The sequence below is a fragment of the Paracoccus caeni genome (genome assembly GCF_016629665.1).
GTDB classification, from domain to species: Bacteria; Pseudomonadota; Alphaproteobacteria; order Rhodobacterales; family Rhodobacteraceae; genus Paracoccus; species Paracoccus caeni.
The window spans coordinates 306315-319299 of the sequence record NZ_JAEPRQ010000001.1 but is presented as its reverse complement, the minus strand read 5'-3'; the positions used below and the strand labels follow the sequence as shown (position 1 = coordinate 319299).

Genomic DNA, 12985 nt, shown 5'->3' with positions numbered 1-12985 from the left:
CTTTTCTGAATAACCCGGATCAATATCCCTTCGCGCGATCCACCAGATGCAGGATCGGCTGCCCTGCCATCGCCCGCAGCAGGTTATCGGCGGCAACCGGCGCTGCGGTTTCGGGTCGCGTCTCGGCGGCGATATGCGGGGTGACGGTCACGCCGGGATGGCCCCAGAACGGATGTTCCGGCGGCAAAGGCTCGGTGCGGAACACATCCAGCACCGCATGGCCCAGATGGCCGCTGTCCAATGCCTCGATCAGCGCATCCTCATCCAGAACCGTCCCGCGCCCCGGATTGATCAGCCATGCCCCCTGCGGCAACAGCGCCAGCCGCGCAGCATCCAGCAGGTTCCGCGTCGCGGCCGTATCCGGCAAAAGGTTGATCAGGATCCGCGCCCCGGTCAGCGCCTCGGCCAACTGATCCGCGCCAAGCACCCGCATCCCCGGAACCGCGCGGCCCGAGGCACTGAAGCCTGTCACCGGAAAACCGATCCCGCCCAGCATCGCGGCGACCGAGCGGCCAAGCTCTCCGGTGCCAAGGATCGTGACAGGCGTTTCCGAGGCCAAGGGCGGCACCAGATGGTTCCGCCATTCACCATCTTGCGCATATGCATCCATCCCCAGATGCGCCCGCATCGCCCAGCCGGTGCAGAATTCGGCCATGCCCTGCGCCAGACCCGGATCGACCATGCGCGCCAAGGGTTGTGTCAGCGTGGGATTGGTCACGATCCGCTCAACCCCCGCCCAAAGGCTTTGAACCAGCCGCGCATTCACATAGGGCGACAGATCGCTGATCTCTCCCCCCGGCGCATAGATGATCGCATCGATCACGGCGGGATCGCTTTCCCGCAGCAAGGTCATCTCCGGGCAGGCGGCTTGCAGGGCGGGGGCCCAGCGGGACCAGTAGCCGTGAGGGGCGGCGAACAGAACGCGCATCATCTTGGCCTGTGAACATGGGCGGACTGGACCAGCCCAAAACCCAGCATGAGGATCATCAGCGAGGTGCCGCCATAGCTGACCAGCGGCAGGGGCGAGCCTTTGGCGGGCAACAGCCCCATCACCGTCGCCATGTTGATGGCGAAATACAAAAAGAACGTGGCGCTGATGCCAATGGTAATCAGGCTGGCGAAACGGTCGCGATTGCTGAGCGCCGAATAGAGGCAAAAGCCAAGGATCAGCGAATAGAGGATCAGCAGAGAGATTGCCCCGATAAAGCCGAATTCCTCGGCCAGCACCGTGAAGATGAAGTCGGTGTGCTTCTCGGGCAGAAAGTTCAGGCGTGACTGCGTGCCCTGCATGAAGCCCCGCCCCGACCAGCCGCCAGAGCCAAGGGCGATCTGGCTTTGGATGATGTTGTATCCCGCGCCAAGAGGGTCGGAATAGGGGTCAAGGAAGGTGTCGATCCGGCGGAACTGATAGTCTTTCAGCAATTGCCATTCAGTGCCGCGACTTTTCAGGACGGTATAGACCAGCGCCACTGCAACGCCGATGACGGCGCCGAAATACCACAGCGACACCCCCGCCACGAACATCACAATCCCGCCCCCGGCGACCAGCATGATCGAGGTGCCAAGGTCGGGCTGGATCAGCACCAAAGCCGTCGGCGCAAGGATCAGAATGACCGGGATAATCACCCAAAGCGGGCGCGAGACTTTTTTCAGCGGCAGCCAGTCGTAATAAGCGGCCAGCAGCAGAACCAGCGCGATTTTCATCAACTCGGACGGCTGCAAACGGATCGGGCCGATATCGATCCAGCGTTGCGCGCCCATGCCGATCTCGCCCGCGATCTCGACGCCGACCAGCAAAAGGAAGCAGCAGACATAGGCCGCGACCGAGATCCCGCGCCAGAACCACATCGGCACAAAGGCCAGCCCGATCATGATGACCATGCCAACGGCAAAGCGATACATCTGCGGCTCGGCCCACAGATCGACCCGTCCTCCGGCGACCGAGATCAGCATGATGAAGCCGATCCCGGCCACAGCCAGGATCAGGAAAACCAGCGGCCAGTTCAGATACAGGATCTTGCGGATGCCGGTCGGGGTCTGGGCGACCTTGTAATCCAGATAGGACATGCTTGCCTCAGGCGCGGGTCAGTCGGGGCGCTTCGGGCGCAAGAAGATGCATGGCATTGTGCCGTTCCTCCATCGCGGCGCGCTGTTCATCGGGCACAGCGTCCAGCGGCGGCAAGCCACCCGCCAGCGCGAACAGCATAATGTCGCGGGCGACAGGGGCCGCAATCGCGCCACCGCCGCCGCCGTGTTCCACCACGACCGAGACAGCATAGCGCGGCATCTCGTAGGGTGCGTAACAGACGAAAAGCGCGTGATCACGGCGGTTCCAAGGAAGCTGTTCGTTCGAGACGACGCCGCGCGCGCGTTCGGCGGCGGTGATGTTGCGGACCTGACTGGTGCCGGTCTTGCCCGCCATCCGCCAATCCTCGCGGATGATCCGCATCCGCCGCGCGGTCCCGGTCGAGGCGTTCATCACCGCATCCATCCCCTGCCGCGCCGTGCGCAGATGCAGCGGGTTCAGACCCAGATCGGCAAATTCCGGCACCGGCTGCGGAACGCCGTCAATGGCGCGGATCAGCCGCGGCTTCACCTCTTTCCCGGTCGCAACCCGCGCGGTCATCACCGCAAGTTGCAACGGAGAGGCCAGCACATAGCCCTGCCCGATCGAGGCATTCAGGCTGTCGCCGACCTGCCAGTTCTGGCCGTAGCGCGCCTGTTTCCACGCCCGGTCCGGTGCGATCCCTTCGGCCACGGCGGACATCGGCAGATCGTGACGCACGCCGACGCCCAACTTGCGGGCCATGGCCGCGATCCGGTCGATCCCGACCTTTTGCGCCAGTTCGTAGTAATAAACGTCGCAGCTATGCGACAGGCTGTTGATCGCATCGACCGAGCCATGCCCGCCCCTGCTCCAGCAATGGAAACGGCGACCGCCGACCTCGGTATAGCCGGGGCAATAGAAGCGGCTGCCCGCGTTGATGACCCCGGCTTCAAGCCCGGCCAGCAGCGTGATCATCTTGAAGGTCGAACCGGGCGGATAAACCCCCTGCACGGTCTTGTCGGCCAGCGGGCGGTGGTCGTGATCCATCAGTTCCCGGTAATCGGTCGAGGATATGCCGCGCACGAATTTATTCGGATCAAAGCTGGGCGAAGACGAGATCGCCACAATATCGCCGGTCTGGACATCGATCACCACGGCGGCGGCGCTTTCCTCGCCCATGCGCTGTGCTGCGTAGTTTTGCAGCCGCGCGTCCAGCGTCATCTGCACGGTCGCGCCCTGTTCGCCTTCCTGCCGGGACAGTTCGCGCATTTCGCGTCCGGCGCTGTTCACCTCGACCCGGCGAGAGCCTGCGGTGCCGCGCAACGCATCTTCCATCCGCGCCTCGAAACCGACCTTGCCAAGCTGGAATTCGGGCAGTTTCAGAACCGGATCGGGTTCCTCGATCTTCGACAGATCATAATCCGAGACCGGGCCGACATAGCCCACCACATGCGCCAGATCGCCCGCGCGCGGGTAAAAGCGCGACAGTCCCGATTCCGGTGTCACCCCCGCCAGCGAGGGCGCATTCACCGCGATCGCGCTGAACTGTTCCCATGACAGCCGGTCAGCAAGAATGATCGGCGTCACCGCGCTGCGTTTGGAAAACTCTTCCATCAGCTCGGCCATACGAACTTCGCTGATCGGGATCAGTTTGGACAGGCGTTGCAGCACGGGTTTCACATCGCCACCGGCATCCTCGCGAGTCAGGGTGACGCGGTAATTCTGTTCGTTTCCGGCGATCTGAAAGCCGTTGCGATCAAGGATCAGCCCGCGCGCCGGGGGCAGCAGCCGCACCTTGATCGAGTTGCCGTCGGCCAGCGTGCGGAATTCCTCGGCATGTTCGACCTGCATCGAGCGCAGCTTCAGCGCCAGTGTCGTAATCACACCCAACTGGATACCGCCCAGCAACAAGCCGCGGCGGCCGATCTTGCGGCTGCTGTCAATGATCTCGCGCGGCGATTTCGTCATTGGGCGTATCTCATCATCTCTGCTTCGACGGGGCTGATCCGTTTCAGACCGATCAACCAGCGCGCCATCAATGTGACGAAGGGATAGGCCATGACCGTCGCGATATATTGCAGCAGCACCTGTCCCAAAGCCGGGACGGGCAACATGAAGATGAACTGCACGAAACGGTAGCCAATCACCATCGCCCCCATCAGGATGGCAACGCGCAGCCATTCAAGCACGAATGGCTGATCCCGCCAACGCCCCTCACGAGAGCGTGCAGCCTCGGTTCCCATCAGCACGAAGACCGCCCAAAGACCGGGCGGGCGCAACAGCATGATATCCTCGACCAGAAACACCAGCACGATCAGCAGCGCCGGAAGCTGATCCGGGCGGCGCAGCAGCCAGATGAAGGTCAGACATAGCGTGATATCCGGGCCGGGCCAGATCGCGCGCCCCGGCAGGGGCAGCAGGCGAAAGAACAGGATCGCGCCCGTGCAAAGGATGAACAGGACCGAGCCGATCATCACCTGCCTTTTGGCGCTTTCAATCATTCCCGGTGCCCGTCGAAAGCGCGGGCGCAGCCTGCGCCGCATCAACCGGAGAGGTCGGCATTTGCGGGCCGATGAAGCTGCGATCATCCGAGACGATGATTGCGCCGACATCGACCACGGTTTCGGCGGGGTGCGAGCGCAGCACGCGCAGGAACTCCAGCCGCCCATAATCAGCGGCCATGCGCAGACGGATTCGCCCGTCGCTGCCCTGCACCACCTGCCCCGCGATCAGACCGGGCGGGAACACACCGCCATCGCCAGAGGTCACCACCCGGTCGCCGGGCCGCACATTGTCGGGCGTCTCGATGAAATCCAGAAGCGGCAGCGCCGTGTTGTCGCCGGTCAGCAGCGCCCTTTCACCCGACGGCTGCACCGTCACCGGGATACGTGACGAGGGATCGGTCAGCAGCACCACCCGGCTGGTCCGCTGCCCTACTCCGGCGATCCGACCCACAAGGCCCAGCCCGTCCATCGTCGCCCAGCCTTCGATGATGCCATCGCGTGAGCCGACATTCAGCAGCACCGATTGCCGAAAGGCGGAGCCGCTATCGACCATGACCACGCCAGTCACGCTGGTCAGCGTCGGATCGATACGGACATTGTTCAGCGCCAACAGCTTCGAGTTTTCCTGCTCAAGCTGGACGGCGGCTTCCTTCCACGCCTGCATCTTCTGCAACTCGCGGCGCAGTTCCTGATTTTGCTGATAGATGCGGGCATAGGACTGAAAGCCAGAGATCATCTGGCTGACCTGAGTGACCGGGGCCAGCGCCCATTCGAAGCTGGGCACAGCCCGGTCGATCATCGCGGTTCGCATCCGCTCGGCCCGCGGGCTGTCGATGCGCCAGAACAGGAACAGCGCGATCAGCACGATCGCCAGCAACGCGATCAGAACGCGCCGGATGGGCGTGACGAAATCCGGTCCCTTGCTTGCCATTCAGGCGGCCTCTGCGCGATGGGCCACAGGATTGGCCATGTCAGCTGTCGTAGTCGATAACGTGCCGCAACTGCTTTTCATATTCCAGCGCCTTGCCCGTGCCCAAGGCCACACAGCTCATCGGCTGGTCGGCAAGGGTGATCGACAGCCCGGTCTGTTCGCGCAGCGCCAGATCCAGATCGCCCAACATCGCGCCGCCGCCGGTCAGCATGACACCACGGTCGACGATATCGGCTGCCAGATCGGGGGGCGTCGCCTCCAGCGCGACCATCACCGCCTCGACAATGGCCTGCATCGGCTCGGTCAGGGCTTCGGCGACCATCGCCTGACTGATCTCGATTTCCTTGGGGATCCCGTTCAACAGATCGCGACCGCGAACGGCAATCGTTGCGCCACGCCCGTCATCGGGCATCCGGGCGGTGCCGATGGAGGTCTTGACCCGCTCGGCCGTCGAATCGCCGATCAGCATGTTCTGATTGCGGCGCAGATAGTTCACGATGGCTTCGTCCATACGGTCGCCGCCGATCCGGACCGAGCGCGCATAAACCACATCGCCAAGCGACAGGACCGCAACCTCGGTAGTGCCGCCGCCGATATCCACGACCATGCTGCCGGTCGGTTCAGTAATCGGCATCCCCGCGCCGATGGCTGCGGCAATGGGTTCGGCGATCAGACCAGCCTTGCGGGCGCCTGCGGACAGAACCGACTGACGGATCGCGCGTTTTTCAACCGGGGTTGCGCCATGCGGGACGCAGACGATGACCTTCGGCTTCGAAAAGCTGGTGCGTTTGAACACTTTCTTGATGAAGTGCTTGATCATCTGCTCGGCGCTGTCGAAATCGGCGATGACGCCTTCGCGCATCGGGCGGATTGCCTCGATGCTGCCGGGCGTCCGGCCCAGCATCAGTTTCGCGTCCTCGCCCACGGCCAGAACCTGACGTTTGCCGTCCTTGACGTGATAGGCCACGACCGAGGGCTCATTCAGAATGATGCCCTTGCCCTTGACATAGATCAGCGTGTTCGCCGTGCCGAGGTCGATTGCGATGTCGGTCGAAAACAAACCGCCGAATGCCATGCCTGTATCCTTTCGTGCCGGGTTGGCCCGGTCCTGCCCCGTTTAGGTCGCCCCATGCCGAAACCCGGGCAAGGAATCGCCTGCCCGGAACAGCGTTGCCCCATATAAATGGGTTGGCCGGGCCTTGAAAGACCCGATGCAGATTGCGCGAACGGCGGGCCGGTTTTCGCGCGACGACCTATCGTCACCGCCATCAACCGACATTTGCCCGGTCCAGATGCAGGCGCGGCATATCGGCAAGGCATCCGGCCCTCTCTTCAATCATCTTCTGCCCAAGTCGCGGGCAACCGCTTTCAAGCCTGCCTGTCCATGCGTCACTCTGCGCGCGCTGCGGGCGAATACTGCCCGAATCCTGTCCAAACCGCCCGTTTCCGCAATCTGCTGCAAGTGCGAAGACCGCGCCCCACCGGGCCAGCGCCTTCACAGAGATCGTAACAGGGACACCGGCCCCGATGGCCGGGCGAAAGGGTGAGAATGAGAAAACTGACGGGATTGCTGATGCTGAGCAGCGCAATGGCATTGGCGGGCACGGCCTGGGGCCAGGAAGGCGAGCCGATCAAGATCGGTGTGCTGCACTCTCTCTCCGGCACGATGGCGATTTCGGAAACGACGCTGAAAGACACTGTGCTGATGATGGTCGAACAGCAGAATGCCAAGGGTGGCCTGCTGGGTCGTCCGCTTGAGGCCGTGGTGGTCGATCCCGCCTCGGACTGGCCGCTGTTTGCTGAAAAGGCGCGTGAACTACTGACTGTTTCTGATGTCGATGTGATCTTCGGCTGCTGGACCTCGGTCAGCCGCAAATCGGTGCTGCCGGTGATCGAGGAACTGAACGGTCTGCTGTTCTATCCGGTGCAGTATGAGGGTGAGGAATCCTCGAAGAACGTGATCTATACCGGCGCCGCACCGAACCAGCAGGCGATCCCTGCGGTGGATTACATGGCCGAGGAACTGGGCGTCGAGAAATGGGCGCTGCTGGGCACGGACTACGTCTATCCGCGCACGACGAACAACATCCTTGAAAGCTATCTGGCCGATAAAGGTGTGGCCAGCGGCGACATCTTCGTGAACTACACCCCGTTCGGGCATTCGGACTGGTCGAAGATCGTCGCCGATGTCGTGGCGCTTGGTGCCGACGGCAAAAAGGTCGGAGTTGTCTCAACCATCAATGGTGATGCCAATGTTGGCTTCTACAAGGAACTGGCGGCAGCGGGTGTCTCGGCCGACGACATCCCGGTTATGGCATTCTCGGTCGGGGAAGAGGAACTGGCGGGTCTGGATACGACGAACCTCGTCGGTCACCTGGCGGCCTGGAACTATTTCGAAACCGCCGATACCCCTGAAAACGCGGCATTCATCGAAGAATGGCACAAGTTCATCGGTGACGACGAACGCGTGACCAATGACCCGATGGAGGCCACGATGCTGGGCTTCAACGCATGGGTCGCGGCGGTCGAAGCGGCGGGCACCACCGATGTCGATCCGGTGCTGGACAAGATCGTCGGCGTCGAGGTTCCCAACCTGACCGGCGGCACCGCCACCGTTCTGCCGAACCACCACCTGACCAAGCCCGTCCTGATCGGCGAAATCCGCGAGGATGGTCAATTCGACATCGTCAGCCAGACCGAGCCGGTTCCGGGTGATGCATGGACCGACTTCCTGCCGGAATCGGCGGTGCTGGATGCCGACTGGCCCGGCAAGGAATGCGGCATGTGGAACACCGAGACCGGGACCTGCGTGCAGGTTCAATCGAACTACTGATGCTGCCCGGAGATGGCGGCGGGTTATCGCCGCCATCGCCAGCCCGTTTCGGAAAGATTTCCCATGATGGCCTTTCGCGCCTCTCTCCGCCTGTTTCCCGCGCTGCTTCTGGCGCTGAGCCTGCTGGCCCTGCCCCAGATTTCCGCCGCAAATCCCGCGCTTGAGGCGGTGATCGCCGACAATCTGGACCAGATCGAGAAACCCTCGCGCCGCACGGTCGAGCCGCTGATCGCAGAGATCGCCGCAACCGGGCCGGAGGGTTTGGCGCTGCTGTCGGCATGGGCAAGCCGCAATCTCGGCATGACCGATGACGGGCGGTTGCTGATCGTCGATGGCGACAGCGCGACCGATGCCGCGACCGGCGCGGCGGTGACGGGTGCCGATCCGAAGATGCTGCGGCCAAATTCCGGCGTGCGCGGCGTGATCGAAGGCGCGCTGGTCGCCGGTGAAATCTCCAGCCCCGATCCTGCCCGCCGCGCCGCTGCCCTGTCCAGCATCGCCCGCGACGGCACCTCAGCCCATCTTGACGCCCTGCGCGCCGCCCCGGCCGAGGAAGACCCGGCCCTTGCCGCCCGCCGCGACCGGGTAGAAAAGCTGCTGACCATCCGTTTCGACACCGACACCGCCGCCCGCGTCGCCGCGATCGAGGAGATGGCGGGCGATGTCAGCCTTGATTTCCGTGCCGCGCTGAACCCGCTTCTGGCAACCAGCCGCATCGCCGCGACCGAGGAACCCGCAAACGCCAATATCGCCCGCGAACTTTCGGTGGGTGGTGGGGATTTCTCCGAAGAGGCTGCCATTGCGCTGATGACCTCGGAAGGGCTGCTGCAACCGAAACTCAGCTCTGCCGATCAGCGTAATGCGCTGGCCGCGAATATCGTCGATGGTCATGTCGGTGGCGTGCCGGTGGGGCAACTGAACGACCCCGCAGCCCGTGACCGCGCCTATGAGGCGCTGGAAGCCGCAGGCACCGTCCCCCCCGCCGCGACCGAGGCCGAGGCGGGGGCGGCACTGGAAGCCACCCGGTTCTTCGATACCTATGCCGAGCCAGACAAGGCCGTCACCGACGCCGCCCGCGCCGCGCAGATGCGGGCCGAGGTGCGGCTGACCGCCATGAAAGGCGTCGATCTGGGGCTGGATGCGCTGTCGCTGGCCTCGATCTATTTCCTTGCCGCAATCGGGCTTGCCATCACCTTCGGCGTCATGCGCGTGATCAATATGGCGCATGGCGAATTCATCATGATGGGCGCCTATACCGCCTATGTCGTCCAGACCATGATCGCCAACCGCACCCTGTCGCTGATCGTCGCGCTGCCATTGGCCTTTGTGGTGACATTCGGCGCGGGGGTGCTGCTTTATCGGCTGGTCATCCGCCATCTGGCGAACCGCCCGTTAGAGACGTTGCTGGCGACCTTCGGCGTTTCTATCGCGCTGCAACAGCTTGCCAAGAACATCTTCGGCACACAGGCCCGCCCGCTGACCGCGCCCGCATGGCTGGAAGGTGCGATCACCTTCAACGATGTCATCTCGATCTCGTCGATCCGGGTGGCGATCTTTGTTCTGGCGTTGCTGTTCCTTGGCCTGTTCCTGTTCATCATGAAGCGGACCCGCGTGGGGCTTGAGGTGCGGGCGGTGACGCAGAACCCCGGCATGGCCTCCAGCATGGGGATCAACCCGGACCGGATCGCGATGCTGACCTTTGGCCTTGGCTCTGGCATTGCCGGGATCGCGGGCGTCGCCATCGGGCTTTTCGCGCAGGTCACGTCAGAGCTTGGACAGCAATATATCGTGCAAAGCTTCATGACTGTGGTTGTCGGCGGCGTTGGCAATATCTGGGGAACGCTGGCCGGGGCCGGGTTGATCGGCGTGCTGTCGAAGGTGATCGAATCCTTCAATCCGTCGAACACGCTGGCGGCGCAGACCTTCATGATCCTGTTCATCGTGATCTTCATCCAGTTCCGGCCGCGCGGGATCATTCCGCAGCGTGGCCGCGCGGCAGAGGCGTAAATGACCCGGCAACCCTTCATCCTTCGCAACCCCTCGATCCTGATCGTGCTGGCGGTTCTGGCGGCGTTCACCGTCGCGGTCACGCTGATGAGCGCGGCTTATGGCAACGGGGCGATCCCGACCTCGATGGTCAAGGTGCTGGGCAAGACGCTGTGCCTTGCGCTGGCCGCCGTGGCGATGGATCTGGTCTGGGGCTATCTGGGCATCCTGAGCCTTGGTCAAATGGCGTTTTTCGCGCTTGGCGGCTATATGGTCGGGCAATGGCTGATGTATGCGCGCACCGAAACCATTGTCGCGGCATCCTTGGCCCAGAACCCGATCCCCGCCACCCCGCTGGAACTGCAAGAGGCGGTGGCGAACCAGATTTTCGGCGTGGTTGGCTCGTCCGATCTGCCGCTGGTCTGGACCTTCGCCCATTCGCTGACGCTGCAACTGATCCTTGTGGTCGCCGTGCCCGGCATTCTGGCGCTGGTTTTTGGCTGGCTGGCCTTCCGGTCGCGGGTGAACGGCGTCTATCTGTCGATCCTGACGCAGGCGATGACGCTAGCGCTCGCGCTGTGGCTGTTTCAGAACGACAGCGGCTTTCGGGGAAATAACGGCCTGTCGGGGCTGCAAAACATCCCCGGACTTGAGGGCCGCGATCAGGCTACCCTGTCGGTCTGGTTCCTCTGGGCCTCTGCCGCTGCGCTGGCGGTGTTTTACGTGCTGGCCGCGTGGCTGGTCAGCGGCAAGTTCGGCAGCGTGATCCGCGCCATCCGCGACGACGAAACCCGCGTGCGCTTTCTTGGCTACCCGGTCGAGGGCTTCAAGCTGGTCGTCTTCACCCTTGCCGCGATGATCACCGCCATTGCCGGGGCGCTTTATTACCCGCAGGCCGGGATCATCAACCCGGCGGAACTGATGCCCATCGCCTCGATCTACCTTGCCGTCTGGGTCGCCATTGGCGGGCGCGGCAGGCTGTATGGCGCGATCATCGGCGCGGTTGTCGTCTCGCTGCTGTCAAGCTGGTTCACCGGCGGGCGGGCACCCGATATCCGCCTGCCCGGTTATGTCGTCCATTGGGTCGATTGGTGGCAGGTGGCGCTTGGCCTGTCCTTCGTGCTGGTCACGCTGTTCGCGCCGAAAGGCATCGCTGGCATTTTCGACCGCCTGTCGGGCCTGCGCGCACCGCGCCGTGCAGCCCCCCGCAAACAGGAGGTCAAGGCATGAGCGCGCTTCTGGAAGTCGATTCCGTCTCGGTCAGCTTTGACGGGTTCAAGGCGATTAACAACCTGTCCTTCAATATCGGCGCGGTGGAACTGCGCGCGGTGATCGGCCCGAACGGCGCGGGCAAGACCACCTTCATGGACATTGTCACTGGCAAGACCAAGCCCGATGCAGGCCGGGTTCTGTGGGGCGAAGATTCCCGCTCGCTGCTGAAGATGAACGAGGCGCAGATCGCCCGTGCAGGCGTCGGCCGCAAGTTCCAGCGCCCGACGGTGTTCGAGGATCAAAGCGTTTCCGCGAACCTGACCATGGCGCTAAAGGCCAATCGCGGCCCGTTCGGGGTGCTGTTCTGGCGTCCCAGCGCCACCTCGGCCGCACGGGTCGCCGAACTTGCGGAAGAGGTGGGCCTGTCCGAACAGATCGACCGCAAGGCAGGCGAGTTGAGCCACGGCCAGAAACAATGGCTGGAGATCGGCATGCTGCTGGCGCAAGAACCGCGCCTGCTACTGGTCGATGAACCGGCGGCGGGGATGACCCTGGCCGAGCGGGAACAAACCACGACGCTGCTGCGCCGTCTGGCCGAGACGCGGGCTGTGGTGGTGGTCGAACATGACATGGATTTCGTGCGGCGGCTGGAATGCAAGGTGACGGTGCTGCATCAGGGCTCGGTTCTGGCCGAGGGCTCGCTGGACCATGTCACCCGAAATCCCGACGTGATCGAAGTCTATCTGGGGCGCTGAGATGCTGAACGCGACGAACCTGACCCTGCATTATGGCGGATCGCAGATCCTGCACGGGATCGACATCGCCGCCCGCCCCGGCGCGGTGACCTGCGTGATGGGGAATAACGGGGTCGGAAAGACCTCGCTGATGAACCTGCTGGCCGGGCGGTATCCGCGCTCCGGCGGCGACATCCGTTTTGACGGCGCAGAGCTTGGCCGGATCAGCGCGCAACAGATGGCGCGATTGGGCGTGGGCTATGTGCCGCAGGGCCGGGCGATCTTCCCGATGCTGACGGTGCGCGAGAATATGGAAACCGGCTTTGCCTGCCTGCCCCGCGCCGAACGGCGCATCCCCAACGAGATTTTCGAGAGCTTTCCGGTGCTCGCCGAAATGTCCCACCGTCGCGGCGGCGATCTGTCGGGCGGGCAGCAACAGCAGCTTGCCATCGCCCGCGCGCTGATCACCAAGCCCCGGGTGCTGTTGCTGGACGAACCGACCGAGGGGATTCAGCCCAACATCATCGCCCAGATCGGCCGGGTGATTGCCGCGCTTCGCGACCGTGGCGATATGGCGATCGTGCTGGTCGAGCAGTATTTCGACTTCGCATGGGATCTGGGTGACGATTTTCTGGTGCTGGAACGCGGGCGCGCGGTGATGCAGGGCCCGAAACAGGCGCTGCGGCGCGAGGATCTGCATGCCCGGCTGGCCGGGCACGCAGCGGCATAGAGAAACGT

General features: G+C 63.5%; 11 protein-coding genes. 5 read left to right on the top strand and 6 right to left on the bottom strand.

Annotated features, from left to right (window positions below; all coding sequences use genetic code 11):
* Positions 1 to 19: 19 nt before the first annotated feature.
* The 6 genes from JJJ17_RS01455 to JJJ17_RS01430 are packed head-to-tail and all read right to left on the bottom strand — an operon-like array spanning position 20 to position 6557.
* Complete coding sequence (locus tag JJJ17_RS01455) at positions 20 to 928, bottom strand: 2-hydroxyacid dehydrogenase (RefSeq protein WP_200684705.1); 909 nt, start codon at positions 926 to 928, stop codon at positions 20 to 22.
* Positions 928 to 2067, bottom strand: coding sequence for a rod shape-determining protein RodA (gene rodA, locus JJJ17_RS01450; protein WP_200683262.1), 1140 nt, complete (start codon positions 2065 to 2067; stop codon positions 928 to 930). The genes JJJ17_RS01455 and rodA overlap by 1 nt, the downstream gene beginning before the upstream one ends.
* Positions 2068 to 2074: 7 nt before the next feature.
* Positions 2075 to 4015, bottom strand: a complete 1941-nt coding sequence (gene mrdA, locus JJJ17_RS01445) for a penicillin-binding protein 2 (protein WP_200683260.1) — start codon at positions 4013 to 4015, stop codon at positions 2075 to 2077.
* Positions 4012 to 4548 carry a rod shape-determining protein MreD gene (locus tag JJJ17_RS01440; RefSeq protein ID WP_200683258.1) on the bottom strand — a complete coding sequence of 179 codons (537 nt, stop codon included), beginning with the start codon at positions 4546 to 4548 and terminating at the stop codon, positions 4012 to 4014. The genes mrdA and JJJ17_RS01440 overlap by 4 nt, the downstream gene beginning before the upstream one ends.
* Positions 4541 to 5482 (bottom strand): rod shape-determining protein MreC, encoded by a 942-nt coding sequence (mreC, locus tag JJJ17_RS01435; RefSeq protein WP_200683257.1) that lies wholly within the window; start codon positions 5480 to 5482, stop codon positions 4541 to 4543. Before mreC ends, JJJ17_RS01440 begins: the two co-directional genes overlap by 8 nt.
* A gap of 40 nt (positions 5483 to 5522) precedes the next feature.
* A complete protein-coding gene (locus JJJ17_RS01430) occupies positions 5523 to 6557 on the bottom strand; it encodes a rod shape-determining protein (protein WP_200683256.1) in 1035 nt (344 codons plus the stop codon).
* Positions 6558 to 7031: 474 nt separating this feature from the next.
* On the opposite strand from JJJ17_RS01430, the gene urtA reads away from it, so the two are divergent.
* The 5 genes from urtA (at position 7032) to urtE (ending at position 12977) form a co-directional block, all read left to right on the top strand.
* On the top strand, positions 7032 to 8315 hold the full coding sequence (gene urtA, locus JJJ17_RS01425; protein ID WP_200683255.1) for an urea ABC transporter substrate-binding protein: 1284 nt from the start codon (positions 7032 to 7034) through the stop codon (positions 8313 to 8315).
* Between the two features lie 63 nt (positions 8316 to 8378).
* On the top strand, positions 8379 to 10322 hold the full coding sequence (gene urtB / locus JJJ17_RS01420) for an urea ABC transporter permease subunit UrtB (RefSeq protein ID WP_200683254.1): 1944 nt from the start codon (positions 8379 to 8381) through the stop codon (positions 10320 to 10322).
* Entirely contained in the window at positions 10323 to 11531 is a 1209-nt protein-coding gene (gene urtC, locus JJJ17_RS01415) for an urea ABC transporter permease subunit UrtC (RefSeq protein ID WP_200683253.1), read from the top strand.
* Positions 11528 to 12268, top strand: coding sequence for an urea ABC transporter ATP-binding protein UrtD (gene urtD / locus JJJ17_RS01410; RefSeq protein WP_200683251.1), 741 nt, complete (start codon positions 11528 to 11530; stop codon positions 12266 to 12268). The genes urtC and urtD overlap by 4 nt, the downstream gene beginning before the upstream one ends.
* A 1-nt stretch (position 12269) precedes the next feature.
* The gene (gene urtE / locus JJJ17_RS01405; protein ID WP_200683250.1) at positions 12270 to 12977 is read left to right on the top strand and encodes an urea ABC transporter ATP-binding subunit UrtE; all 708 of its coding nucleotides are present in this window, start codon (positions 12270 to 12272) and stop codon (positions 12975 to 12977) included.
* Positions 12978 to 12985 lie beyond the last annotated feature (8 nt).